Origin of the sequence: Nocardiopsis exhalans (genome assembly GCF_024134545.1) — a bacterium.
Lineage (GTDB): Bacteria > Actinomycetota > Actinomycetes > Streptosporangiales > Streptosporangiaceae > Nocardiopsis > Nocardiopsis exhalans.
Window position 1 is genome coordinate 5,867,607 of the sequence record NZ_CP099837.1, and the last position, 25,384, is coordinate 5,892,990.

The 25,384-nt window shown below is 66.6% G+C and carries 24 protein-coding genes and 1 pseudogene; 21 read left to right on the top strand and 4 right to left on the bottom strand.

Features of this window, described 5'->3' with window-relative positions:
- Window positions 1-139: 139 nt before the first annotated feature.
- The 7 genes and pseudogenes from NE857_RS25905 to NE857_RS25930 all read left to right on the top strand — a co-directional run bounded on the left by NE857_RS25905 (window position 140) and on the right by NE857_RS25930 (window position 6,145).
- The gene (locus tag NE857_RS25905) at window positions 140-1,351 is read left to right on the top strand and encodes an ABC-three component system protein (RefSeq protein ID WP_254418060.1); all 1,212 of its coding nucleotides are present in this window, start codon (window positions 140-142) and stop codon (window positions 1,349-1,351) included.
- Entirely contained in the window at window positions 1,348-1,839 is a 492-nt protein-coding gene (locus NE857_RS34590) for a three component ABC system middle component (RefSeq protein WP_363319917.1), read from the top strand. Before NE857_RS25905 ends, NE857_RS34590 begins: the two co-directional genes overlap by 4 nt.
- Window positions 1,836-2,873 (top strand): hypothetical protein, encoded by a 1,038-nt coding sequence (locus NE857_RS25910; RefSeq protein ID WP_254418061.1) that lies wholly within the window; start codon window positions 1,836-1,838, stop codon window positions 2,871-2,873. The genes NE857_RS34590 and NE857_RS25910 overlap by 4 nt, the downstream gene beginning before the upstream one ends.
- Window positions 2,874-2,944: 71 nt before the next feature.
- Window positions 2,945-3,352: a DUF6444 domain-containing protein gene (locus NE857_RS25915; protein ID WP_254418062.1), complete on the top strand. Its 408-nt coding sequence runs from the start codon at window positions 2,945-2,947 to the stop codon at window positions 3,350-3,352.
- A pseudogene (gene tnpC / locus NE857_RS25920) lies at window positions 3,247-4,383 on the top strand (IS66 family transposase); the annotation flags it as partial. The gene NE857_RS25915 and the pseudogene tnpC, both read left to right, overlap by 106 nt.
- 121 nt (window positions 4,384-4,504) lie before the next feature.
- Complete coding sequence (locus NE857_RS25925) at window positions 4,505-5,341, top strand: DUF3732 domain-containing protein (protein WP_254418063.1); 837 nt, start codon at window positions 4,505-4,507, stop codon at window positions 5,339-5,341.
- A gap of 645 nt (window positions 5,342-5,986) precedes the next feature.
- Window positions 5,987-6,145 carry a hypothetical protein gene (locus tag NE857_RS25930; protein ID WP_221318839.1) on the top strand — a complete coding sequence of 53 codons (159 nt, stop codon included), beginning with the start codon at window positions 5,987-5,989 and terminating at the stop codon, window positions 6,143-6,145.
- Window positions 6,146-6,437: 292 nt separating this feature from the next.
- Here NE857_RS25930 and murJ read toward each other — a convergent pair whose 3' ends face one another.
- On the bottom strand, window positions 6,438-8,183 hold the full coding sequence (gene murJ / locus NE857_RS25935; RefSeq protein ID WP_376769924.1) for a murein biosynthesis integral membrane protein MurJ: 1,746 nt from the start codon (window positions 8,181-8,183) through the stop codon (window positions 6,438-6,440).
- A gap of 7 nt (window positions 8,184-8,190) precedes the next feature.
- The gene (locus NE857_RS25940; protein ID WP_221318841.1) at window positions 8,191-8,853 is read right to left on the bottom strand and encodes a GNAT family N-acetyltransferase; all 663 of its coding nucleotides are present in this window, start codon (window positions 8,851-8,853) and stop codon (window positions 8,191-8,193) included.
- A 177-nt stretch (window positions 8,854-9,030) separates the two neighbouring features.
- Between NE857_RS25940 and NE857_RS25945 the strand changes: the two genes are divergently transcribed.
- From NE857_RS25945 to NE857_RS25960, 4 genes are all read left to right on the top strand, one after another.
- Complete coding sequence (locus tag NE857_RS25945) at window positions 9,031-10,020, top strand: ATP-grasp domain-containing protein (protein ID WP_254418064.1); 990 nt, start codon at window positions 9,031-9,033, stop codon at window positions 10,018-10,020.
- Window positions 10,021-10,126: 106 nt separating this feature from the next.
- Entirely contained in the window at window positions 10,127-11,110 is a 984-nt protein-coding gene (locus NE857_RS25950; RefSeq protein ID WP_254418065.1) for a hypothetical protein, read from the top strand.
- Window positions 11,111-11,217: 107 nt separating this feature from the next.
- Entirely contained in the window at window positions 11,218-11,574 is a 357-nt protein-coding gene (locus NE857_RS25955; RefSeq protein WP_184365746.1) for a BlaI/MecI/CopY family transcriptional regulator, read from the top strand.
- Between the two features lie 2 nt (window positions 11,575-11,576).
- Complete coding sequence (locus NE857_RS25960) at window positions 11,577-12,458, top strand: M56 family metallopeptidase (RefSeq protein ID WP_184365747.1); 882 nt, start codon at window positions 11,577-11,579, stop codon at window positions 12,456-12,458.
- 661 nt (window positions 12,459-13,119) lie between these two features.
- Here the strand turns inward: NE857_RS25960 and NE857_RS25965 are convergent.
- A complete protein-coding gene (locus NE857_RS25965) occupies window positions 13,120-14,268 on the bottom strand; it encodes an FAD-dependent oxidoreductase (RefSeq protein ID WP_184365748.1) in 1,149 nt (382 codons plus the stop codon).
- Between the two features lie 117 nt (window positions 14,269-14,385).
- Between NE857_RS25965 and NE857_RS25970 the strand changes: the two genes are divergently transcribed.
- The 8 genes from NE857_RS25970 to NE857_RS26005 all read left to right on the top strand — a co-directional run bounded on the left by NE857_RS25970 (window position 14,386) and on the right by NE857_RS26005 (window position 23,201).
- Window positions 14,386-14,598, top strand: a complete 213-nt coding sequence (locus tag NE857_RS25970) for a heavy-metal-associated domain-containing protein (RefSeq protein WP_184365749.1) — start codon at window positions 14,386-14,388, stop codon at window positions 14,596-14,598.
- A 1-nt stretch (window position 14,599) separates the two neighbouring features.
- Complete coding sequence (locus tag NE857_RS25975) at window positions 14,600-15,601, top strand: DUF8832 domain-containing protein (RefSeq protein WP_184365750.1); 1,002 nt, start codon at window positions 14,600-14,602, stop codon at window positions 15,599-15,601.
- Window positions 15,591-17,918, top strand: a complete 2,328-nt coding sequence (locus NE857_RS25980; protein WP_184365751.1) for a heavy metal translocating P-type ATPase — start codon at window positions 15,591-15,593, stop codon at window positions 17,916-17,918. Before NE857_RS25975 ends, NE857_RS25980 begins: the two co-directional genes overlap by 11 nt.
- A gap of 32 nt (window positions 17,919-17,950) precedes the next feature.
- Complete coding sequence (locus NE857_RS25985) at window positions 17,951-18,214, top strand: YHS domain-containing protein (protein ID WP_184365752.1); 264 nt, start codon at window positions 17,951-17,953, stop codon at window positions 18,212-18,214.
- A 93-nt stretch (window positions 18,215-18,307) separates the two neighbouring features.
- Complete coding sequence (locus tag NE857_RS25990; RefSeq protein WP_184365753.1) at window positions 18,308-20,371, top strand: heavy metal translocating P-type ATPase; 2,064 nt, start codon at window positions 18,308-18,310, stop codon at window positions 20,369-20,371.
- Between the two features lie 252 nt (window positions 20,372-20,623).
- Window positions 20,624-20,977 carry a hypothetical protein gene (locus tag NE857_RS25995; protein WP_254418066.1) on the top strand — a complete coding sequence of 118 codons (354 nt, stop codon included), beginning with the start codon at window positions 20,624-20,626 and terminating at the stop codon, window positions 20,975-20,977.
- 352 nt (window positions 20,978-21,329) lie between these two features.
- A complete protein-coding gene (locus NE857_RS26000) occupies window positions 21,330-22,262 on the top strand; it encodes a C40 family peptidase (protein ID WP_246421015.1) in 933 nt (310 codons plus the stop codon).
- A 294-nt stretch (window positions 22,263-22,556) separates the two neighbouring features.
- Entirely contained in the window at window positions 22,557-23,201 is a 645-nt protein-coding gene (locus tag NE857_RS26005) for a DUF305 domain-containing protein (protein WP_312893842.1), read from the top strand.
- Window positions 23,202-23,577: 376 nt separating this feature from the next.
- Here NE857_RS26005 and NE857_RS26010 read toward each other — a convergent pair whose 3' ends face one another.
- Window positions 23,578-24,225 carry a class I SAM-dependent methyltransferase gene (locus tag NE857_RS26010; RefSeq protein WP_184365756.1) on the bottom strand — a complete coding sequence of 216 codons (648 nt, stop codon included), beginning with the start codon at window positions 24,223-24,225 and terminating at the stop codon, window positions 23,578-23,580.
- Between the two features lie 158 nt (window positions 24,226-24,383).
- Between NE857_RS26010 and NE857_RS26015 the strand changes: the two genes are divergently transcribed.
- Window positions 24,384-24,893: an AraC family ligand binding domain-containing protein gene (locus tag NE857_RS26015; RefSeq protein WP_254418067.1), complete on the top strand. Its 510-nt coding sequence runs from the start codon at window positions 24,384-24,386 to the stop codon at window positions 24,891-24,893.
- 30 nt (window positions 24,894-24,923) lie between these two features.
- On the top strand, window positions 24,924-25,352 hold the full coding sequence (locus tag NE857_RS26020) for a helix-turn-helix transcriptional regulator (RefSeq protein ID WP_221318843.1): 429 nt from the start codon (window positions 24,924-24,926) through the stop codon (window positions 25,350-25,352).
- The last annotated feature ends 32 nt before the right edge of the window (window positions 25,353-25,384 follow it).

The following is a 25,384-nucleotide window of genomic DNA, read 5'->3' on the forward strand; positions in this document are numbered from 1 at the left end:
TGCCTATCGCGAGACACTCAGTCTTGTACTGGCCACCACGAAGGCAACCAGTCCCGGTGACCTCTTGGCAAAGGGGGTGCCGAAGAATATGCCCATTGTGCAAAGATCGGTGGCATGTACGTGAGCGCTAGGGGATGATATGGGAGACAAGGGAGTTCCGTTCGAGGCATCGGCCTCCGCTGTCGGCTACGTGTACCAGTTACGCAAGGCCCTTCACTCCTGTGTCGAGCGGCATGGGCGCGGGCTTGACTGGTGCATCGCCATTGAGGCCGGTGACGACGTCGAGGAAATTGTCGAAGGTGGGAGGATCCTCTACCAACTCAAGCACCGTGCCGAAGGTGTCAGCATGGCAAACTCCAGCACGGATCTATGGAAGACCCTGCGGATTTGGGCGCATGGTATCACCAACAGGCAGGTCGACTTGGAAGAGACGGATCTGTTCCTCTTAACGACTGCGGAGCTATCTACAGACTCCGCTGGCTATCTTCTGCAGCCCGCCTCCTCCGGTGCCAGGGATGAGAACCGAGCGCTCACAGCTCTGGAAACTGCGCGAACGAACTCCACCAACAAGGACAATCAGAAGGCTTACGAGGCCTTCGGTAAGCTCTCGATGGATGAGCGCCAGAGCATGCTCACTCGCATACAGGTAATCGGCAACGCTCCCGATGTCGATGAGGTAGAAGAACTACTGTTAGAACGATCCGTTTCTGCTGTAGGGCACGCATATGCCAAGCCGTTCCTCCAGCGCCTTGAGGGCTGGTTCTACCAACGCACAATTCGGCAGTTGCGCACAGATGATCTGGATGCGATTACTGGAGATGAGTTCGATCATTTCTTCACAGATCTACGCAACCAGTTCCGGCCGGAGAACCTGCCGATCGACGAAGATATCGCGATACTCAAACCTGAATCCTCTGACTACTCGGACATGACATTCGTCCGCCAGTTGAATCTGATCGATATTGGCAAAACCCGAGTTGGACTCGCCGTAAGAGATTATATTCGAGCCTTCACCCAGCGCTCCCGATGGTCAGGTGAGAACCTGCTACTTCCTGGCGAAATTAGCAAGTACGAACGCAGGCTCGTCGAGGAATGGGAGGATCTTTTCGCTGAGATGGAAGATGATCTCGGCCCTGAAACGACCGAGGCCGAGAAGATAGTCGCTGCCAAGGAGATCTACCAGTGGGCCACGCGCGAGGCACGGCCACGCATCCGGGTTGGATGCGACGAGCCGTTCGTCTCCAAGGGGTCCTTTCACATCCTTGCTGACGACCTCCGGTTGGGCTGGCACATTGACTTCTTCACAAGGCTCATGGCTGTCCTGGAACCGACGGGAGCGCCGCAGAAGTGAACGACCTCACCGAACTCAGCCGCGAAGAGCGAGCTCTATACAACCCGGCTTTTACCGCGTTGATTACTTGCCGGGTGGTCCAAGGCCACGAGTTCCAGTACGACCAACCATGCCCAGTCCCTGTCGCTGTCCTAGCCGCTGTGATGGCACTGCAACCCTCCGTACGCACGACGCTGCCGAAGAGTCTCAACAGTGGACTCAACCGATGGCTGGAGGAGAACAAAGTAGTCAAGGTGACAATGGGGCAGAATGCCACCGCTCTGGCTGCGGTGGTTCGACCCGGGCTTCTCCTAGCCTTGCAAACAGACGTCTTACGCTGTGACGAGGCAGGACATCTAAACCTAACCCCAGGACGACTTAAGAAGAAGATTACCAGCCGCACTAACGAGCTCCTAAACATCCAGAAGGCGGCATACATGTTGGGGCGCTGGCTCCCAAGCACCGGCAGCCTCAGCACCGTTATGACATTACTAGGAGTCCGTCCGTGACGTTTCAGATCAGTGCCATATCCATCTACAATGAAGCTGGCCGCGTTCGCACAGTTCCCTTCAAACCGGGCAAGCTCAACATCATCACCGGCGATTCACGGCGCGGGAAAAGTGCTCTGCTCAACATCGTTGACTACTGCTTGGCAAGCACGGACTACGTAATCAAGGGCGCTGCCCTGCGCAACTTCGTCCAGGCATTCGCCGTCACCCTAGTCAAGGGACAGCATCAGCTGTTTGTTGCACGCCCTGCACCAGCTGGAAAATCAGCCACAACGACGACAATGTGTGTAATCTCCCAAGCCCTCGGCGCACCCCCGCCAACTCAGGCAGAACTGAGATTTTCCACTCCCCTTGACATCGCCAAGGACATTCTTTCTGAATTTTCTGGCATTGACAGGACCGTGCGGATTCCGGCTGTGCGTAGTGCCGCTCCGATTCCACCATCTGTGCGTCACGCACTCTTCTTCTGCCTGCAGAAGCAGAACGAAATCGCAAATCCTGATCTGCTTTTCCATTCGCAAGGCGAGGAGTTCCGTCCGGCAACTATCCGGGCAATGATTCCATACTTCCTCGGCGCAGTCGATCCTGAACAGGTCCTGCTTGAAAACCGTCTGCGCCTATTGCGTCAGGAACTCAGTCACATGGAAGCGGCGGTGGCCGCGGCTCGCAGTCTTTCTTCAGCATCCGGCCAGGCCCTAGCCCTGGTAACCGAAGCAGTCGAGGCAGGTTTGCTTGAGCCTCTACCTCGCGAGGAGATGACGGCCGATACCGCGCTAGAGCATCTGCACCAAGCCATCACCGACAGTACTCCGACGCACACGCCTGATACGGGAGAAGATCCAGTCGCCATCCTCATCGAGCAGCGAAGAGAGCTGCGCCAGAGGCACGGGCGTGCGCGTGCACGTATCGCCAATCTGAAGCAGGCCGCTCGAGAGAACAGGGACTTTCTCGACCAAGCAGCCGAACAACACGCCCGACTCGCCACTCTAGGCCTATTCACACCTTCTTCTGCGGGAGAGCAAGAATCCCGGTGACTGTTCAGGTCTCTCGGGCGGGTTGATCGGTTTGCCTGCGCGGCACGCGCCTAGCCTGTAACGATGAGCCCGTGACCTCCTCCGACCAGCCCGCGCCCTCCTACGAGGAGCTCGCCGCGCTGGTCGTTGAGCAGGCAGCCACGATCACCCAACTCCGCGCTGATCTGTCCCAAGCCAACGAGCGCATCGCCGAGCTTCAAGCCCGACTGGACAGCGACTCCACGAACTCCTCCAAGCCTTCCTCCACGGACCCCTTCGTCAAGCCGAAGCCGAAGTCCCAGCGCCGCCGCACCGGCCGCAAACCCGGCGGGCAACCCGGCCACCCAGGCCAAACGCGCGCCCAAACCCCGGACCCCGACCACGTGCTGGAACACCACCCCACACCTGCGGTGGGTGCGGAGGAGACCTGGCCGGATCCGAGCAGACCGGGCTGGTGCGCCGCCAGGTCGTGGACCTGCCCCCCATCAAACCCACGGTGACCGAGCACCAGATGATCGAGCACACCTGCGCCTGCGGGGAGCGCACCCGAGCCAGCGCCCCCGAGGGGATCAACGCTCCGGTCCAGTTCGGAGCGAACGTGCGCGCGATGATCTGCTACCTGTACCTGGGCCAGTTCCTGTCCGCCAAGCGCACCGCCCAAGCCCTGTCGGACCTGGTGGGATGCCCCGTGTCGGCGGGCACAGTCGTGGACACCGCACGCCGGGCCGCCACCGCGTTGGAGGCCTTCACTCGCGCCGCCACCGAGGAGATCGCTTCCGCCCAGGTGGCGCACTTCGACGAGACCTCGCTGCGGGTGGGCGGGGGCCTGGTGTGGGTGCATTCGGCCTCCACCGGCAAGTGGAGCCTGCTGAGCGCCCACCCCAAACGCGGCACCGTGGGGATGGACGCCGCCGGGGTCCTGCCCGCCTTCGCTGGGTTGGCGGTCCATGACGCCTGGGCCCCCTATGACACCTATAAGGGTGTGGCCGCTCATGTGTTGTGCAACGCCCACCTGCTGCGCGAGTTGCAAGCGGTCCAGGACGCGGCTGGGGAGGGGGTGTGGTGCTGGGCCGGGCAGGCCGCTGACGCGCTGCGTCAGATGAAGCGCCTGGTCGATGCGCACCTGGCCACGGTCTCCTCGCTGGAGGGAATCGACACCGTGCGTTTGGACGGGCTGGGTCACCAGTGGCGCAGCGCGGTGGCCATCGGCCTGGCCCAGACTTCGGGCCGGGAGTCCAAGCTGGTGGCCAAGTTCCACGCGTTGGCCAGGCGGATGCGCGACCGGGAAGCGGATTACCTGCGGTTCACGGTCGATGAGCGGGCCCCGTTCGACAACAACGCGGCCGAGCGCGAGGTGCGGATGGTCAAGGTCCGCCAGAAGGTCTCGGGGTGCTTACGGTCCCTGGCCGGGGCCGAGTGGTTCTGCGCGGTGCGCTCCTATATCGCGACCGCCGCCAAGCACGGTATTGGCATGTTCGACGCCCTGGTCCACCTGGCCCAGGGCGAGTGCTGGATGCCCGAAACAGCTTGAGTCTTCTTCAGGACACCTGAACAGTCACGAATCCCGCTGCCCGGTATGTGACAGCCAACAGCCGCTGTCAGGTCACGTCGCTGAAGTCATCAGACAAGATCTCGCCAATCTTTCCACTGATATGACCGTCATCGGAAGCGGCACACCCGAAATCAACGCTCTGATCTCTGCTGAGGAAGACATGCTGCAGGAAATCCGCAGCGACCTGGGCCGTAACCAGGAGCAACTGGACACGCTGACCGCCGGTCAGCGTGCCACACCCGACCACTTGGACGCGTCACGGCGCGCCACCCTCGTTCAGGGTCGCATCAGCCTCTTCCTGGAGACTGCGGCACGGCATGTCCAGGCGCCTCAAGTCGCAGATCGGCGCGAGGAAATCGCCGCGAAGATCGCAGAACTTGAGGAAGAGATTGGAGCCAGAGCGCGCGATGACCGACTCAACAGCTTCGTTTCCCGCATCAACACAAAGATCAGAGACAAAGCCATCGCGCTGGACCTAGAGCACAAGGAATCACCCATTCGCCTCGACCCACGGGGGCTAACCGTCGTCGCGGACACTTCCCGTGGGCCAGTCCGGCTGGCCGACATGGGTGGCGGTGAGAACTGGCTTGGCTACCACGTCGCCACCCTACTCAGCCTCCACGAGTGGTTTTCAGAACAGAACAGTCCCGTGCCACGCTTCCTCATTCTTGACCAACCATCCCAGGTCTACTTTCCTGAAGATAGCCCCGACAGCACTGCTCTGGCCGGGCCCGATAGAACTGCTCTGCTCAACCTCTACAAGACGATCCAGCGGACCATCGAAGCCCTCGACGAAAGCTTCCAGGTGATAGTGATGGAACACGCAGACTTGGACGACGAGCCCTTCCGCAACTCGGTTGAAGCCCGATGGAGGCGCAGCAATGGCCAAGCCCTCGTGCCTCACGAATGGATCACCGAAGAGCTTGGTGACCGCTAATAAACTGCATGTCCATAGGTTGGGAACTGACCTTCTTCCAGAAGAGTGAACAAGGACGTCGCAAGGTGCCATCGGACGCCGCCAGGGGCCAGTGTGTGCTCCGTTTGTGCTCCGCAGTTTTGGACCGGGACGTCAGCGGGCAGCACGACGCGGCACAGAGCGGCATCCTAATTCGGATGGTGCGGGACACAACAGTACGAAGTGACACGGGGCGGCACCCGGGCGCCGGACTTCTAATCCGACGGTCGCAGGTTCGAATCCTGCCGGGTGCGCCACAAAACCCCAGGTCAGACGGGGTACGCAAGGACCTCGAAAGAGGTCCTCGCGGCGTTTTTGGGGCTTGTGTGCTCCTCGTGTGCTCCCCAGTACAATCTCAGTCCCAGCGCCCCCATCGGACTGAGAAAACCCACCCCAAACCCTACTCGCGCCCGGAGCCACGGCGGGGGCGAACCCGGCCCGACAGAGCCACGTCCACCCCCGCCCCACCCGCCCCTACCGTCAGGGGCCTGCCGGGCCGACCATGCGCCCACAGGCCCGCTGACGGGCCCAGCCCCGTGCAACAGCACGGCCCGGGCTCGGGACGTGGGTCGGGCCCAAGACGCGATACCACCACCCCGCCGCATCAGGAGCCGGAAGTCCTGGGCCATGGACGAAACCGCCTTGGGAACGCCTGCCCGCGCAACCACACCCATCGACCACCCGGGCACCAAGGACGCGGGCCTGTTCAAGGTCAAGCCCCCTTCCTCGACCGATGGTCAGGAGCGGCTGCGCGAGGCGGGGTGCCCGCGAAGCAACCCCGGCTGACCGAAACGGGAACATCCGTCCACCGCACTCACCGCAGGCCTGGGAGACTCGCCGTCTCCCACTCCCGCCTCCTCCGCATCGACGGCCGGGACCTGCACGTCGAAGACCTGGACGCCGTCGACGGAACCCCCGCCCTGTGCCTCGCTCCTGGTTCGAAGAATTCGGCCCCCGCGGCGAGGTGGAACAGCCGGCATGGCCCGGAGAGATACGCAAGGACTACTGGTCGCCCCAACCTGCGGAGTGACGCCAGCTGCCCTGCCCGACCCCAAGCAGGCCACCACGTTCATCCGCTTCAACGGCCCTTCCTACCCCGTGCTCGCTCTCCGATCCGGGTGCACGCCTGGCGTACTTCTTCGATGCGCAGCAGGTAGGCCGAGGTGAGGTAGAGAACTCCCGCGACTGCGCAGCCCACCAGCGGGCCGAGAACAAGCGCCAGAAGAGAACTGCTGTCGGTGCCGAACCAGAACCTCTGCAGGCACCAGGCCGCCACGACACCGGGGACGGCGGCGGTGTGCAGCAGGGCCACCGTGACGGTGATGCGTCGGGCGTCCAGCCCTCCCAGGCGTTTACCCAGGATCAGTCCGCCCAGTACCAGGCCCCACACGTAGGAGAGCATGAACCCGGCGGCGATGCCCGTCACCACCTGTTGGGGTGGCAGCAGCAGGTAGGAGGGCACGGCGATCAGCGCGTGCATCGCGATGTTGCTGATGGCCAACAGGGCGGGGGTGCGGGTGTCGCCGGTGGCGTAGAAGACCCGCAGGAGCAGCTGGTAGGCGGTGAAGGGGACCAGCCCCAGCGCGAACACGGTCAGGACCGAGGCGATGACCTGCGCGTCGGCGATCGAGGTACTGCCCCGGGCGAACACCGCGACACACAGGGGTTGGGCGTAGACCACCAGGGCCAGGGCCAGCGGCACCAGGAGCACGGAGGACACGCGCAACCCCCGGGAGAAGTCCGAGCGCACCTGTGCCCAGTCGCGGTCGACGGCGTGCGCGCTCATGCGGGGCAGCAGGACGGTGATGACCGAGACGGCGATGATCGCGTAGGGCAGCTGGAAGAGCTGGTAGGCGTAGTTGTAGGCGCTCAGCCCCGCCCCGACGCCGTCGTTCTGGACGGCGACCGCCCCGGCGCGGTTGGCCAGGTTGGCGGTGAGCAGGAACCCGGCCTGCATGGTGCAGACCAACACGAACATCCACCCCGCCGCCCGCAGCGCCTCGCCCAAGCCCGAGCCCTTCAGATCCAGACGCAGTCGCCAGCGGAACCCGGTCCGCCACAGCGCGTACTGGAGCAGAAGCGCCTGGGCCGCCGCCCCGGCGGCTGTTCCCACCCCCAGGAGTGTGAGCTCTGCCTGCGTGATGGTCTCGGGGGTGCGGTGCGGGCCCGCGAGCCACAGGAAGGTCAGGCCCACCGTGATGATGACGGCGTTGTTGAACACCGGGGTCCAGGCTGGCGCGGCGAAGCGCTGGCGGGCGTTGAGCATGGCGCTGGTCAGGCCGCTCAGGCCGATGAAGAGGATCTGCACGAGCAGGAAGCGTCCGAACAGGACCGCTACTTCGTGCTGGGCCGGGGTGAAGCCTCCCGCGTACAGGCCGATCAGGGGTTCTGCCGCCAGCACCGCCAGGGTGGTGATCAGTGTGAGGAAGAGAATCGCGCAGGTCAGGAGCCGGTGTTCGGTGGCCCGGCCGCCGTCCGGGTCCGTGGCGCGCCGCCGGACGAGGAAGGGGACGATGACGCTGGCCATCAGGCCGCCGATGAGGAGGTCGTAGACGATGAAGGAGAGCGTGTTGGCGGTGTTGTAGGCATCGCCCAGCAGCTGGGTTCCCAGCGCGGCGGCCAGGACCAGGGTTCTGGTGAAGCCGGTCAGGCGGGAGGCGGTCGTGCCCAGGGCCATCAGGGCGCTGGAGCGAGCCAGTCCTCGACCGCCACGGCTGGCCCCCGTGTGGGGTGTGTCGGCTTTTCCCCCGCCTCGGTGCTCCTGGTCGGTCTCCTGGGTGGTGAGGGTCCGGTCCGGGCGGGGTTCCGGGTTGGGTGGTGTCAAGGCGTGCTCACAGATCCAGGGTGAAGGGGACCCAGGGTTTGCCGTCGATGTCGTACTGGAGGGGTTGTTCCTCCCACCCCAGGCGTTTGTAGAAGCGTTGGGCGGCTTCGTTGTCCTGGCCGGTGTACAGGCGCAGCCGCTCGACGTTGTGTACACGAGCGATGCGGGTGAAGCCGTCGACCAGGGTCGCGCCCACACCGCCTCGCCGCACGGTGTTGTCCACGGCGATGTGGCTGAGCACCCCGGTGCGCGCTGTGGCTCCGGTGGGGGGCAGGGCGCGTTCACCGAAGCGGCGGATGCCCTTGAGGTAGCGGCGTGCGCGGGTGCGCACGAAGCGTGTGGTGAGTTCGGGGCGCATCAGCAGAGCCATCGCACCGGCCCGGGCCAGTCCCCAGCGGCTCAGGTCCAGAGTGTGGCGGTGGTGCGCGTTCTCGTCAGTGGAACCCACCAGGAAACCGACGACCTCGCCCTCCACCTGGGCCACAAGGGCGACGGCTGCGGGGCTGGTGAGGAAGGTGCGGTAATAGCGGCCCAAGAAGCGCTCGCCCAGTTCCACGAAGAAGCCGGTGGGCAGAGTGGCGCAGTGCAGGCGGACGGCGGACGGCACGTCGGCGAGTTCCATGGCGCGCAACGACACCGAGGGAGTACCAGTGGGTGGTGGGGAAGACATACCCACAATCTACTACAAATGTAATAGTAAGCTGGTTCTACGCCCTCCCTCCGCAGCCATCACGCCGAGGACAACCTACTTCGATCGAGGTCAGGGGCCATACATTATCTACCACTAGTGTAGTAGCAGGTGATCGCGTCGCACCGGGTGACGTGTCGAGCTGACAGGAGAAAGGCGATGTCGAATGCCGTTTCCAGCGTTCTGGTCACTGGGGCGGGCAAGCCGGGAACCTCCGCGACAATCACTGCACTGCGACGCTCCGGCTACCGGGTCCTCGCCGTGGACAGTGCCCCTGAAGCAAGCGGCCTGGGCAAAGCCGACCGTGCCTATGTCGTACCGGCCGGAAGCCAGGCGGGGTTCGTCGAGGAGCTGACCCGCGTGTGCTTGCACGAACGGGTGCGTGCGATCGTGCCGCTGGTCGATGAGGAACTGGTCGATGAGGAACTGGTCGCGGTCTGGGAGTTGAGCCGATTGGGCATCCAGATCCTCTCGCCCAGGCTCTCACTGGTGGCACTGTGCTTGGACCGGTTACAGCTGACCGAGGTCCTGAGACTGTGCCGGGTGCGCACGCCACGGACCCGGCTGGCGTCCAAGGGCGCTGGTGACCTCTCATTCCCGATGGTTCTCACAGACCGCTACAAAACCGGTCAGGTGAGCCCGGCTCGGGTGGCCCAGGACATGCAAGCTCTCGACGGGCTCCTGTTCGAGCACCGTGCACACCTGGGACGGCTGCTCATTCAAGAGCACGTGCCCGGGCCGGAGTACTCCGTGTCCGTCGTGGTCTGGCGTGACGGGAACGTCCAGGCCGTGGTCCCCAAGGAAATCGTCTACCGGAAGGGGGCCGCTCACTACGCCGTCACCCGACGCCAGGAAGCTTTGACTCAGGCGTGCGCCGAGACGGCTCGCGTTCTGGACGCCGACGGCCCGATCAGCGTGCGGGCGCGACTCGATGCCGCAGGAGACCCGCACGTCTTCGACATCGCCCCCCCGTCTGACGAGGACGTCTTCGTTGACGGTGAGTGCGGGGGTGGACGAAGTCCGCGGACTGCTAGACCAGGCGCTCACCGGAGGCGGCCCCACTCTGAAGAACAGCTGGCGCGAAGGCATCACCCTGCCCCTGCAGGACAGTGGCGCCTCCCCGCACCAGCCTGCACTCGACCCCCATGACCAAACCCTGGAAAAGAACGGCTGACCCATGCCCCAGCCCTGCACCATCGGCCAACACCCCCGAGGCCGCCCCCACCGGACGAAGACTGTGCTCCGAGGTTGGGCGGTGACGGTCCTCGCAGCGCTACTGGCGGCCTGCTCCACGAACAACCCTGCACCCGGTTCCGGTGTGGAAGGCAAGGAGGCCGAACCCGTCCAGCTTCCCGAGGTCGCCGCCTACCGAGTGGCCGAAGACGAACCGGCCCTCGACGTCAAAGTCGCCGCCGTCCGCTTCCTGGAAACCGCCTTCAACTACGACGAAGGACAAGGCACCGCCCAAGCGACCAGGGAACGGCTCGCCCAAGCCGAGATAGACCCCGACGCGATCACTGATGAAACACCCTTCTCAGAAGACTCAGAAGACGCGGACACCGACACCTCCGGTGCGGCCGAGGTCATCTATCCACAGTTGGGTGGATTGACCGATGATCAGGCCTCCATCATGGCGGTCACCGAGATCACCACACTGACGCAAGAATCGTTGCTCTCGGCCACCTACGTCATCGACCTGCGCCTGACCCGGCAGGGAGACTCCTGGGACGTCACCGAGATCGCCTCCCTGGGAGGCACACCTCCCCAGGACGCCTCCCCCTCACCCGGCAGTGAGGATGAGGCCCCCCGGGCGCAGGTGAGCGAAGCCGCCACAGAGGTTCTGCGATCCCCGAGCATCGAACTGCCAGGCAGCGCTAGATGGGACATCCTGGACCACCAGATCGACGACCGACTTCTGGAGCTGCTCCTCGAGCTGTCCTCAGAGCGCACGCTCTCGGTCGCGGTCCTGGCCACCGGCCACCCCGTCAACGTCTTCGACAGCCCTTCAGTGAGCAACCACACGCACGGCAGGGCGGTCGATATCTGGGCCATCGACGGCGTCACCATCTCCGACCTGCGCGCATCAGGGCCGGACGGGCCAGCCGGTACTGTGATGAGAGAGGCTTTGGAACAGGGGGCCACCGAGGTCGGCGGGCCTTGGGCACTGAGCACCGATCACGGCGGTACCTTCACCAATACCGTGCACCAGGACCACCTGCACATCGCCTTCAAGCAGTGAGCGGAGCACACCGCTGCCAGCACAAAGCACTACCGCTTTGGGTCCTGGTGCCGCACACAGCACGGCACCACCGGCAGCCACCACGGGCACGGGTTCAAGGATCAGGGATGTCACGCAAGAGACTGGGACAACTGGAGGCCGAAATTCTGGCCCTGCTGGCCGGTGCCGAGGAGTATCTGTCCACCGCACAGCTGCGGGAGCAACTGGAAGGGTCCCCCGCCTACACCACGGTCAACACCGTCCTGTTTCGCCTGTTGGACAAGAAGATGGTCGAACGCGCTCAACGAGGACGCGGCTACGTCTACCGGCTCCTGGTGGATGAGGCCGACCTCGCCGCTGGCCGCATGTTCGACCATCTCAGGGTGGCCAGTGATCCCTCCGATGTGCTCAACCAGTTCGTGCACGGGCTCAACCCCGCTGAGGAGAGGGCCCTGCGCGCACTGCTGGATCGTCCCGAGGAGTAGACATGGGCTGGCCTACCTTCGCTCCCGCACTGCTCCTGATCACCCTGAGCCTGGCGCTGAGCTGGAAGCCACTCCCTCTGCACCCCGCCTGGTCGGCGCGGATCCTGGCTGTGTGCGGGGTCAGCACCGCCTTGGCCGTACTGAGCACCACGCTCCTCGTAGCAGCGGTGTTCATCACCGGCCTGCTTCCCCGCGACGTGGTCAGCGGTTGGGGCAGCAGAGGGGCTCTGCTCCTGGATCACGGCCCGGTCTCCCTCCACCTGGGTCTGATGGCGGTGGTGCTGCTGATGGTGGGCCTGTTCGGTATCGCCCGACTGGGACTGGGCGTCCGCAAGGACATCCGTGCCGTACGTGGCGACAGCCAGTACATCACCGAGCAGGATCATCCGATCGCGCTGGCCGTGCCTGGGCAGCACGGCGGTGTACTCGTGTCGCGCGGGCTGATGCGCCTGCTCAACCGCGAAGAACTCCAGGTCGTCTTTCGTCACGAACACGCCCACCTGCGCCACCGCCACCACGTCTACTCGACCCTGACCGCGCTGTCCGCTGCCCTCTTTCCCCCGTTGCGAACCCTGCACCAGTCGTTGCGCCTGGCGCTGGAACGCTGGGCCGACGAGGACACCGCCGCGATCACGGGCAACCGTGAACTGGTCGCCCGCACCATCGCCCGTGTCGCCCTGGCTTCGCCGAAGCCGCGCACAAGCTGGCACCTGGCCTTGGCCGACTCCCACGCGCTCCACCGTGTGCGGGCCCTGCTCGGCAAGGCTCCCTCAGCCAATCCCGTGGCCGGACCCGCCCTGCTGGGAGGGACCGGGGTCGCATCGAGCGGCATCGCCTCCAGCTGTTTCCAACTCCACCACCTCTACGTGCTCGTGCTGCTGTGAGACAGCCCCGGCACGGAAGGGTCCGGACATACGTCTGGGTTCCAGGATCGTCTACTCAATGCCCGACGGGCACCTGAGGCGTTTGGTGTTGGAGGCGTTGAACTACGCCGATCACCAGGTCACCGGCGAACCTCACCATCTCTGATCCGCCGCTACTACCGCAATCCCGTGGGAGTGGCGGCGCACCCCCCAATCATGTCGACGGTGCCTCGAAGCCCCCAGGCGACTAAACCCGGGGGCCTTTGCACCCGAAGGACTGCTGATCAGCTTCGCCCGGGGCAGTGTCCGGAGAGAATGACGCGCAGACGCAGGCACAGGCCCAAGAGGCGAAAGGGCAAGGTGATTTCGGCAGAACCGGAACCGCAGACGGACTTGCAGGGGGTCACAGACTTCATCCCGTTACTCATGCCCCGAGGATACCCCCAGGAGGTATCTGAAAACCCGATGGGATGGCCAAATCGAGCAGCGCTGGAGATCAGCGCATCCCCACCACGGGCTCGAAAAACCTGCGCGGGATCTACGGGGCGGATGGCTTTCCCATCCGGTAAGCCGCCTCGTCTCAGCCCTGCCACCGTCAGCGGCCCGTGCCCGCTGCGATTGCCCACTCGACCAGACCGATGCCCGTGCGGGGCACGCGGACTCGAACGCCGGGCGCTCGCGGTCACGCGTGCAGGCGCGGCGCCCACTCCTGGACGAGTCGAACGGCATCGATCCCGACCGCCCCTACCGCCCTGCCCTCCACCTCGTGGACGACCAGCAGGGGATCGGTCGACACACAGCGCTCACGCGCTCCTGATCCGTTGTGTCCGACGCCGGTGAGCGTGCGGCCGTAGACGCGCGCCGCGAAGTTCGCGCGCGGCAGGTAGGGGCCGGGGTCGGCTCCGAGCCCGAGGTCGTACAGCAGGGTGCGAGCGGCGTGTCCGCCCTGTGCGGCCGCGTCACCCCAGTGGTCGATCCGCCAGGAGCCCAGCAAGCCACCGCGGTGGATGGCGACACCCCCGGCACCATAGGCCCGCGGTGCACCGGCGATGTGCAGCCGGGCGCCGACGTCGACACCGTTCGGCCATGGTTGCGGTGCGACCGGGGTGGTGCCGATCGCCTCGATGACGAGGTCGGCCTCCACGCGTGTTCCGTCATCGAGCACCAGCCCGACGTGGGCTTCGCCCGGTGTGACGGCGACGGGTTGACGTGCGAAGTACGTGCAGATGTGCGTGCGGTGTAGGTCAGCGACTCGCCGGGCGACCAGGTCACCCAGCGCGGTGCGTCCCGGGGTGGTGGTTCGGGCCAGGAGTGCGATGTCGTGTCCCGCTTGGTGCAGCACAGAGGCGGTCTCGGCGGCTACCAATCCGGCGCCCAGGATGATCACCCGTGCCGGGCGGGGGGTGCGGGCGAGTAGGTCGCGCACGCCTAGCGCGTCGCGCAACGAGTGCAGCGTGGTCAGGCGGCCTGCCCGCACGGCGTCCCGGGCGCCGCGTAGTTCGGCGTGGACGCGCCTGGGGGTGCTGCCGGTCGCCACGATGAGGGAATCGAAGCCCAAAGTGGCACCCGAGTCGAGGTGTACCCGGCGTGCGGCGACATCGACTCGGCGGGCGGTGTCGGCGACGAAGGGCTCGTTCGGGGGCGTCAACGCGGCCTGCTCTGGGGTGATGAGCCCGAGGGCCACCCCCTTGTTCACCAGTGTCCGGTTGTAGGGCTCGCGGCCGCTGGCTCCCACGAGTGTGACGTCCACGGCGCGGGCCGTGATGAGTTCCCTTGCCGCGGCTGCTCCCGCCGCTCCCGCTCCGAGGACCACTACCTGGTGTGCCGACATGACTGTCCTCCTGCTGGTCCTTGCTTGACTCATATACCCTAAGGGGGTATATCTGGACTGGTAAACATACCCCATAGGGGTACACGAAGTTGATCGCTGAGATGTGAGGACGGCCAGATGAGTGCCACGCAGACCTACGCCGTGACGGGGATGACGTGCGGACATTGCGAGGGGGCGGTTCGCGGCGAGGTGTCCCGCCTTCCGGGCGTCGCCGCCGTCGAGGTCAGCTCCGCCACGGGTCGGCTGGTCGTGACCGCCGACGGACGGATCGATGACGCGGCCGTGATCGCCGCGGTCGGCGAGGCCGGATACGCAGCCACGAGGAGCTGAGATGAACGCACCGACCAAGCTGGTCCTGTACGGGCTGGTGCTGGTGGCCGTGTTCGCCGTCGCTGGATTCACGGCGAACGCGGTGGTACCCGAAGAGACCGTGCGCAACTGGTCGCAGGAGACCACGGATCACGGTCAGCACGGACAGGAAGGCGACGCGGACACCGCCGGGCACGGGGCGCACGCGGACGATGCGGCCCCGCTCGGGCTCGGCCTCGCCCAGGACGGTTACCAGCTCACCGGGGTGAGTGCCCCCGAGGAGACCGGTAGCGAGGGCGAGCTGACTTTCGCGGTGAGTACCTCCGGGGGCGAACCGGTGACCGCGTTCGAACTCAACCACGAGAAGGAAATGCACTTGATCGCCGTCCGCGCCGACGGGCAGCACTTCCGGCACGTGCATCCTGAACTGGACACCGACGGCACTTGGTCGATCCCCTGGGAGTGGGAGGAGGCCGGAACCTATCGGATCTTCGCGGACTTCGTGCCCTCTGAGAGCGGTGAGGACATGACCCTGTCGACGACGGTGCAGGTGAGCGGTGACTACGCCGCGGTGCCTGCCGGTGAACGGGTCACCGAGACGAACGCCGGTGGATTCGACGTCAGCGTTCGAGGAGACCTGGTCACGGGTCAGCCCTCGGAGCTGACCGTGTCCGTGGCCCGTGACGGCGAGCCGGTCACCGACCTTGAGCCCTACCTGGGGGCCTTCGGGCACCTGGTGGCGCTTCGTGGCGGGGACCTGGCCTACCTGCACGTCCACTCGCACGGCGCCGAGCCCGAGGCCGGGCAGACCGCCGGTCCGGACATCACGTTCGAGGCCACCGCGCCCACCGAGGGCCGCTACCTGTTGTACCTGGACTTCCAGGTCGACGGACAGGTGCACACCGCGCCGCTGGTCATCGACGCGACCGCCGACCCAGCCGGGATCCCGAGCGAGGACGACCATTCCGGTGACGGTTCGGGCAACGGTGACGATCACGAGGACGGAGACGGCCATGACCACTGACCCCGCCACCAGGACAACCAGCGGCAGCATCGAGTTGCAGATCGGCGGCATGACCTGTGCCTCGTGCGCGAACCGGATCGAGAAGAAGCTCAACAAGCTCGACGGCGTCACGGCCAGCGTCAACTACGCCACGGAGAAGGCCAGCGTCACCGGTCCGGCGGACCTGGACCCCCAGGCGCTCATCTCCGAGGTGGAACGGACCGGTTACACGGCCACGCTTCCCGCCGCGCCGCGAACCGGCGCGGGCAACTCCGAAGGTGAGAGCGAGTCACGTGAGGAAGCCGAGCTGCGTGCCCTCAGGCAGCGGCTGATCGGTGCGGCGACCCTGGCGGTACCGGTCATCGCGATGGCGATGGTTCCCGCGCTGCAGTTCGACTACTGGGGTTTTGCCTCCCTGGTGCTGGCCGCTCCCGTCGTGGTCTGGGCCGGTTGGCCCTTCCACAAGGCGGCGTGGACCAATCTCAAGCACGGCGCGGCCACGATGGACACCCTCATCTCCGTGGGCACCACCGCCGCGCTCATCTGGTCGATCATCGCCTTGTTCTGGGGCACGGCCGGACAGCCGGGCGTGGTCCATCCCTTCGAGTTGACGATCTCGCGCAGTGACGGCTTCGGGCACATCTACCTCGAAGTCGGTGCCGGGGTGATCACGTTCATCCTTCTGGGCCGCTACTTCGAAAAGCGCTCCAAGCGCCGTGCCGGTGCCGCGCTGCGTGCCCTGCTCGAACTCGGCGCGAAGGAGGCCTCCGTCCTGCGCGGAGGCAGGGAAGAGCGGATTCCGATCGATGAGCTCGCCGTGGGGGATGAGTTCGTCGTCCGTCCCGGGGAGAAGATCGCCACCGACGGGGTGATCACCTCGGGTCGCTCCGCGATCGACGCCTCGATGCTCACCGGTGAATCCGTGCCGGTGGAGGTCACCGAGGGCGACAACGTCACGGGCGCCACCGTCAACGCCGGAGGCCGCCTGGTCGTCAAGGCCACGCGGGTGGGCTCCGATACGCAGTTGGCGCAGATGGCCCAGATGGTCGAGGACGCCCAGTCCGGCAAGGCCGAGATCCAACGCCTGGCCGACCGGGTCTCCGGGGTGTTCGTGCCGATCGCCATCGCGATCGCCGTGGGCGCTCTGGGAGCGTGGATCGGGGCCGGATTCCCGCTCAGCGCCGGATTCACCGCGGCGGTGGCGGTCCTGATCATCGCCTGCCCGTGCGCCCTGGGGCTGGCCACCCCCACCGCGCTGCTGGTGGGAACCGGTCGCGGCGCGCAGATGGGCGTGCTCATCAAGGGCCCCGAAATCCTTGAGTCCACGCGCAGGGTCGACACCGTCGTGCTGGACAAGACCGGCACCGTCACCACCGGCAAGATGACACTGACCGGGGTGATCGCCGCCCGGGGAGTGGACCGCACCGAGCTGCTGCGCCTGGCCGGGGGTTTGGAGGACTACTCCGAGCACCCCATCGCCCAGGCCATCGCCGCCGGAGCGGCCGCCGAGGTCGGTGAGCTGCCCGCTCCGGAGTCCTTCGACAACATCGAGGGCCAGGGCGTGCAGGGGGTGGTTGAGGGGCACGCCGTCCTCGCGGGCCGCGAGACGCTGCTGGCGGAGTGGTCGCTGACCCTTGACGAGGAGCTGCGCGCGGCCAAGCGGGCCGCCGAGGCCGAGGGCAAGACCGCGATCGCGGTCGGCTGGGACGGAGCCGCGCGCGGTGTGCTGGTGGTCTCCGACCAGATCAAGACCACCTCCGCCGAGGCGATCGCCCAGTTCAGGAAGCTCGGCTTGACCCCGGTGCTTCTGACCGGGGACAACCAGGCGGTGGCCGAGCAGGTCGCCGCCGAGGTCGGCATCGAGCGTGTGATCGCCGAAGTGCTTCCCAAGGACAAGGTCGACGTCGTCGCCCGGTTCCAGGACGAGGGCAGGGTCGTGGCGATGGTCGGCGACGGCGTCAACGACGCCCCCGCCCTGGCCCAGGCCGATCTGGGGCTGGCCATGGGCACCGGAACCGACGTGGCGATCGAGGCCGCCGACATCACGCTGGTCCGTGGTGACCTGCGGGCCGCGGCGGACGCGATCCGCCTGGCCCGTCGGACACTGCGCACCATCAAGACCAACCTGTTCTGGGCCTTCGCCTACAACACCTCGGCGATCCCGCTGGCCGCTTTCGGACTGCTCAATCCCATGCTGGCCGGAGCGGCGATGGCCTTCTCCAGCGTCTGCGTGGTCGGCAACAGCCTGCGCCTGCGCAGCTTCAGGGCTCACGCGGACCAGGCCCGGACATCCTCGCCCGCCGACCAGGAGCCAGCCCGCCAACCGATGAACGCCTGACAGTGAACCGAAGACCACAGAAGAGGAACCCCATGACGACTCCCGGCAACCGCGACCAGGACAGCACGGCCAAGGCGGGCGACTGCTGCGGCCACACACCGGCGAAGGAGGACCTGGCCTCCGCACCGGACCAGGACGTCGCCGAGTGCCCGGTCATGGTCGGCACTCCGGTGCTCAAGTCCCAGGCCGAGGAACTCGGCCTCTACCGCGACCACGACGGGCAGCGGTACTGGCTGTGCTGCGACTCCTGCGGCCCTCTGTTCGACGCCGACCCCGAGCGGTACGCCACCGCCTAACCCACACCCGAGCCGGTGCTTTCCCTGGGCAGACCTTGCGGAAGGCACCGGCCCCTCGCCCCGCAGCGACGGGGTGACCCGAGGAGGACGAGTATGGACACCACACGAAACGACCCGCCCGACACTGGTGAGGAGCACACCGGCCAGCACGATCACGCCGGTCACGGTGATCACGTCGGGCAGTTCCGGCGGTTGTTCTGGATCATGCTCGCCCTGGCCCTCCCGGTGGTGGGCTTCAACGAGATGTTCGCCCACCTGGTCGGCTACCGGCTGCCGGATGCCGCGTGGGTCTGGTGGGTCTCGCCGGTGCTGGGAACGCTCGTCTACTTCTGGGGAGGCCAGCCCTTCCTGGTCGGCGCGGTCTCGGAGATCCGCTCCCGGAAGCCGGGCATGATGCTGCTGATCGGCCTGGCGATCACCGTGGCGTTCATCTCCTCCTGGGGCGCCAGCCTGCGCATCCTCGACCACGAGCTGAACTTCTGGTGGGAACTGGCACTGCTGGTCGTCATCATGCTGCTGGGCCACTGGATCGAGATGCGCTCCCTGGCCCAGACCACCTCCGCACTGGACTCGCTCGCCGCCCTGCTGCCCGACGAAGCCGACAAGCTCGAGGGCGAGGAGGTCGTCAAGGTCGCCCCCGCCGATCTGCTGGTCGGTGACGTGGTCATCGTTCGTCCCGGCTCCTCGGTGCCCGCCGACGGAAAGATCGTCGACGGCTCGGCATCGATCGACGAGTCCATGGTCACCGGAGAATCCAAACCCGTGCGCCGCGGGAAGGGGGAGAACGTCGTCGCCGGTACGGTCGCCACCGACTCCGGGCTGCGAGTCCAGGTCACCGCCATCGGCGAGGACACCGCGCTGGCCGGTATCCAAAAGCTCGTCACCGATGCCCAGGCCTCCTCCTCCCGCGCCCAGCGCATCGCGGACGTGGCCGCCGCCTGGCTGTTCTGGTTCGCGCTCACAGCCGCGGCGATCACCGCGATCGTGTGGTCGCTGTTCGGACTGCCCGACATGGCGGTGGTGCGCACCATCACGGTCCTGGTCATCGCCTGCCCCCACGCGCTCGGCCTGGCCATTCCGCTCGTGGTCTCCATCTCCACCGAACGCGCCGCCCGCGGCGGTGTGCTCATCAAGGACCGCCTCGCCCTGGAATCCACGCGCACCGTGCAGGCGGTGCTCTTCGACAAGACCGGAACCCTGACCAAGGGCGAGCCCACGGTCACCGCCGTCGAACCCGCCGAAGGCCGCGACCAAGACGAGGTGCTGGCTCTGGCCGCCGCAGCCGAAGCCGACAGCGAGCACCCGCTGGCCAGGGCCATCCGGGGCGCCGCTGCCTCCCGTGAACTGCGTCCGCCCAGGACACAGGACTTCTCCTCCTCCCCGGCGGTCGGGGTCAAGGCCACCGTCGAGGGTGCGGTGATCGAGGTCGGCGGACCCCACCTGCTCCAACAGCGCGGCGTAGCCGAAGAGCCGGTCGCCAGCCGCTGGCGCGCCGAAGGGGCGATCATCCTGCACGTCCTGGCAGAGGGACAGGTCATCGGAGCGTTGCGCCTGGCAGACGAGATCCGGCCCGAGTCACGTGAGACCGTCGGCGCCCTGCACGCCGCGGGCCTGCAGGTGGTGATGATCACCGGCGACGCCCAGGCCGTCGCCGACACCGTCGCCAGCGACCTGGGCATCGACCGCGTCTTCGCCGGTGTCCGCCCCGAGGACAAGGCCGCCAAGGTCGCCGAGCTCATGAACGAGGGCAAGAAGGTCGCCATGGTCGGCGACGGGGTCAACGACGCCCCCGCCCTGGCCCAGGCCGACGTGGGCATCGCCATCGGTGCGGGCACCGACGTCGCGATCGGCTCCGCGGGCGTCATCCTGGCCTCGTCCGATCCCCGCTCGGTGCTCTCGGTGATCGAACTCTCGCGCGCCTCCTACCGGAAGATGCAGCAGAACCTGTGGTGGGCCGCGGGCTACAACCTCATCTCCGTTCCGCTGGCGGCCGGAGTCCTCGCGCCCATCGGGTTCGTCCTGCCGATGAGCATCGGCGCGATCCTGATGTCCGCCTCGACCGTCGTGGTCGCCCTGAACGCGCAGCTCCTGCGGCGCCTGGATCTCGCCCCGGCCCACAGCGCCGCACGCTTCACCGCAAGCGGCGACGATCGGTGACGGCGCTCGGGGCCAGACAGCACCGAGGCGTCCGAGAAATCCGAAGTGATCACCACGGTCAAGACCGTTCGGCGACAATGAGCGCGCCCTACCCGGCCCGAGCACAGAACAGGTGGGCCGCGTGGTGGGGGCGCGGTCCCGGGTTCCACGCGCGTCCACCCGGAGGGTGTGCGAGGCCTCGACGAATTGAGTAAGGTCGGAGTCGTGTTGGCAGCCACTCAGCGAACAGCCCCGCGACACTGGACCAGGGTCGTGTTCACGCTGCTGCTCGCACTCGGTCTGGCGGTCGTCGCCTTGTGCCACACCGACGCGGCTCAGCACCAAGGTGCTGCGTCCGCGGCCGTCGTTGCCGAGCAGGTCGATGCTCACGGCGGCCCCTTGGCGGAGCATCACGAGGGACACTGTGACGAGACCGACGTGCTGGCCGACCAGCGCTCCGGGACGGTCTCGGCGTCGCTCCTACTGGGTCTGGCCTTCTTCGCCTTCCCCGGACTGCCGGTACTGCCGCCGAGGCTGACACCGCTTTCGCGCTCGGCTCGCGCGCACCGCGTGCTTCCCCTTGGCGGAACCAGGGCACTCCTGTCCTTGTGCGTTCGCCGGGTCTAGACCGCCCGGCCCCGGTCGGCCTGCGCGAAGCGGGTCGGCCCAGCACCGCACGCACCGGCGCCCCTGGCTTCGGCGCGGTCTGAGCCGCTCCGGTCACCGCACGGCCGTACCGCCCCGGGGCATTCGCGCACCCTCTCCTGCGACGCCGTCGCCTCTGGTGCGCGCACCTCGCCTGCTGAGCCCTCAACGGTTCGCGGGCATCGTGGCCGGTGCGAACCGCTATTCCTCCCTCCCCCAGCCATGCCCTGGCCGCATGGCGCCCAACGACAAGGCACGCATGAAGAACGAGCACCTCACGAGCAGCAGAAGTTGGAAGTTCGCCACTGTGGCCTGCGTGGCCGCAGGCGCACTGATGTCGTTCGCCGCCGTGGCGAACGCCGAGCCCGAACCCACCAAAGAAGAGGTCGAGGAGCGGATCGAGGAACTGCTCCAGGAATCCAGCACTCTCGTCCAGGAGTACAACGAGGCACAGGAGTACCACGACGCGGTCGAGGCGAAGCTCGACGAGGCCGACGGCCAGATCGACTCAGAAGAGGAGCGCTACGAGGAGTTGCGTTCCAAGGTCGTCGAACTCGCCAGCGCCAGCTACCAGTCCAATGACCCCGACTCGGTGACCGCGGCATTGTTCGTAGACGATCCGTCCCAGATCTACGAGCAGTCCGCCGACCTGTCCTACCTCTCCGAAGCCAGAAGACTGGAGCTGGAGGCCTTCGCTGAGAGCGACGCCCGTCTGGGCGCTCTCAAGACCGACGCGGCTGAGGCCTATGAGGAGGCCGCCGAGCAGCTCGAAGAGCTCGACCAGCGCAAGGAGGAAGTGGAGGAGAGCCTCGCAGAGCAGGAGGAGCTGCTCGCCACCTTCGAGGGGGAGAACCCCACGGCGGGAGGCGAGTCGCCGACGGGACCCGCACCCACCTACACCGGCTCCGCCTCAGGCGACGCCCGCACTGCCGTGGAGTTCGCCTACAGCAAGATCGGCACGCCCTACCTGTGGGGCGGAACCGGCCCCAACGGCTATGACTGCTCGGGGCTGACCCAGGCGTCCTGGGCGGCCGCCGGGGTGAGCATCTCCCGGACCACCTACACCCAGTACAACATGCCCAACACCGTGGGCTGGGAGGACATACAGCCGGGCGACATCCTCTTCTTCTTTCCGGACCTGGGCCACAACGGCCTCTATGTCGGCAACGGTCTGATGGTGCACGCACCCAGCAGCGGCAAGACCGTTTCCGAGGTGCGCCTCGCGGACTACTGGGCCCAGCACTTCGTCGGCGCCCGACGTCCCTGACCAACACCAAGGGGGCAGCCTTGAAGTCATGCACGAAGGCCCATGGCCGTGCTCACCGGCGTGGCCTCCGGGCCCTTGACGCGTCGGTCGCCAGGCCTGCGTCCTCAACACCGGTTTGCGTGCCCAGGGGTCGGGCCCGCTCCACCCCGACCTTCTTCGACCCCAGAAAGCAAATCGCTGCGGGTCGCGAACGAGTCCAACGGCCACGGGGCAGCCGTACCGAAAGACATGTACAGGCACCGCGCCCGGCCCAGATGCCACGCGGCGTAACAACGCAACAGAAGGGATAGAACGATGATGACACTCCTGAAGAATGCCCTGGTGCCCTCGGCGGCCGCCTTCGCCGCCACCGTCCTGCTGGGCGCGTGCGCAGGCGCGCAGGAGGACTCCGCTCCTCCGGCTTCGGACACCTCCGAGCAGGAGTCCTCGGAGTTCAACGACGCCGATGTCGTGTTCGCCCAGATGATGATCCCGCACCACGAGCAGGCCACCGCCATGGCGGAACTGGCACAGAGCCGGGCGGGGGACGAGGTCCGGGCGCTGGCCGAGGACATCGAGGCCGAACAGGGGCCAGAGATCGAGCAGATGAACGCTCTCCTGGAGTCTTGGGGCAACGAACCGATGGAGGGCATGGACCACGGCGGCATGGCCGGGGTGATGTCCGAGGAGCAGATGGCGGAGCTGGAGGCGGCCGAAGGAGACGAGTTCGACACCATGTTCCTGGAGATGATGATCGAGCACCACGAGGGCGCCATCGACATGGCACAGACCCAGCTGGTGGAGGGCACCAACCCCGAAGCGCGTGCTCTGGCCGAGGACATCATCGACGCGCAGCGGGCCGAGATCGAGCTGATGAACGAGATGCTCGGATCCGGCGCAGGTGACCAAGAGGGCGATGACGATGAGTCACCCTCCGAGGAAGGACACGACGGACACTGATGTGTCCCCGGTGGTGCCGGTCCCAAGAGCCCGGCACCACCCGCTGTTCAATGTTGAATGGTGCTCATCCCCGCCGAAGCTCCTCATGGCGCCCGTGCTCGGCAACGCCTCCTTCGCCCAGGACGAGGATCTGGTCAGCGGAACGAGTCGGGTGGCCACTCGGTCGTCGGCCTCGACATCAGGCAGTCGCCAGCCGATGGGTCAGCACACCCCGCTACGGCAGGCGAGCCGAGGCCTAAGGGTCGGTTCAGAGCGCTGACCCGAGCAGCTCCGTCCTGAACCGTGAGCGGGCGCGGGGTTCAGCCGTGGCGGGCTCTTCCGTCGAACATCACCACCTGTTCGAGGAAGAGCCCGCGCTGATTCTGGTGACGACGGCTCAGCTGCGCTCCGCTCGGTAGAAGGTCACCGCGCCAACCGCCGCACGGCCGTGCCCGACCACAGCGGCCTCGGCGAATCCCGCCTTCCGCATCAAGGCGACCACGTGGCCCTCCGTCGCCGCCTCGGGGCCGCGCAGCGGAGCGTGACCGTCAGACAGGTCCGGTTCGTCGCGTTTGTGCCACCGGTGCAGGAGGCGTGTGACGGCACCGGGATGTTCACCGTTGAGATCGACCATGTGCAGGCTCCCACCGGGGATCAGCACGCGATGCGCCTCGGCCAGGGCCGCCGACTTCTCCGCGTCGGGCAGGTGGTGAAACATGAACGACGAGAGCACCCTGTCGATGCTGGCATCGGGATAGGGCAGTCGATCGGCGTAACCGTGGTCGAGCCGCAGTTCCAGGCCCTGGTGTACGGCGCGGCGATGCGCGTGGGCCAGAGCGTACCGGTCGGGGTCGAGCCCGATCACGGTCGCCGACCCCACAGCGCGCTTGGCCAGCAACAGCACCGTGCCGGTTCCCGCGCCGATCTCGAGGACCGTGTCACCGGGCGCGGTCCCGGCCTGGGCGACCAGCTGCCACTGCGCGGTACGGGCACCGATCAGACGCGTGAACGTGTCGTAGAACGGCAGCAAGCGGGGATTTCCCATCGCTGGCAGGTACGGACGATCATCAGGGTACGGAGTGCCGGCGGTTCCGTCCCCACTCGTCTTGCGTGGCACACTTGGCTCCTTCGGATCGACGGGAGACTTTTTTCGGCTGCGACTCCACTCTCGCCAGGCGCACAACAGCGGACAAGGGATCATCCATGGGAATCACAGGACTTTCTTCGGATCCGGCGGCCATGGCACCGTCGAGGGGCCCCTTCGGCGGGCGCCTCGTCGGGCGTACAGCCGAGGGCGTCGCGCTGATGGGTTATCCACGCGTGCCGGGGCTGACGCCGGTGAGCCTGCTCCGATGGGGCGGCGGCGCCCAGGCCAGTGCCGCGGTCAGGACCCATGGCACACACGCGCACGACTTCCTGATACTGCTCTACGTCGAGCACGGCCGAGGACCCATCCGTGTGGACGGGCGCGAGTGGAACCTCGCGGCCGGTGACGTGTTCGTCATCGCTCCACATGCCGTCGTGGCCAACCCGGATCCGCGCATCGAACCCAACACGAGGGCGTGGATGCTGTACTTTCCGGCCGAGGCGGTCGACCCCGGCGGCGAAGCACCTCTTGCCGCATGGCGAGCCCCTCTGTTGTCGCCTTTCGTGGGCGCGCGTCGCGGGATTACACAGAAGCTGCCCGTGCCACACGAACAGCGTGCGGCCTGAAGCAATCAGCTGTCCCGGCTCGACAACGAGATGCACGAGCAAAAAGAGGGCTGTGCCGACGCCGTCCGCGCACACCTGACCGTCCTGCTGGTGTGGCTGGGGCGCCTCGCCGGGAGCGCACCGGGATCCGCGGCCGACGATCCGTTGCTCGCGCGGGTCTTCGATCTCATCGAGCGCCGCTACGCCGACACCGACGCGCCCATCGGTTCCCGGGAGGTCGCCGAGCTGGTGGGGCTGACGAGCGGACACCTGACCACCGTGGTCAGGCAGCGTACGGGCCGCACCGTCGGGCAATGGATCACCGAGCGGCGGATGCGCGAGGCACGGCGGCTGCTCGCCGACACCGATCTGACCGTCGCGGCTATCGCGGGGCGGTCCGGTTACCGGGACCCGGGATACTTCGTGCGCCGTTTTCGCACCGAACACGGCATGCCCCCGCTCAGTTGGCGAGGTGGCTGAGCCCTGATGCGCCCACCTGCCAACAGCAGTAC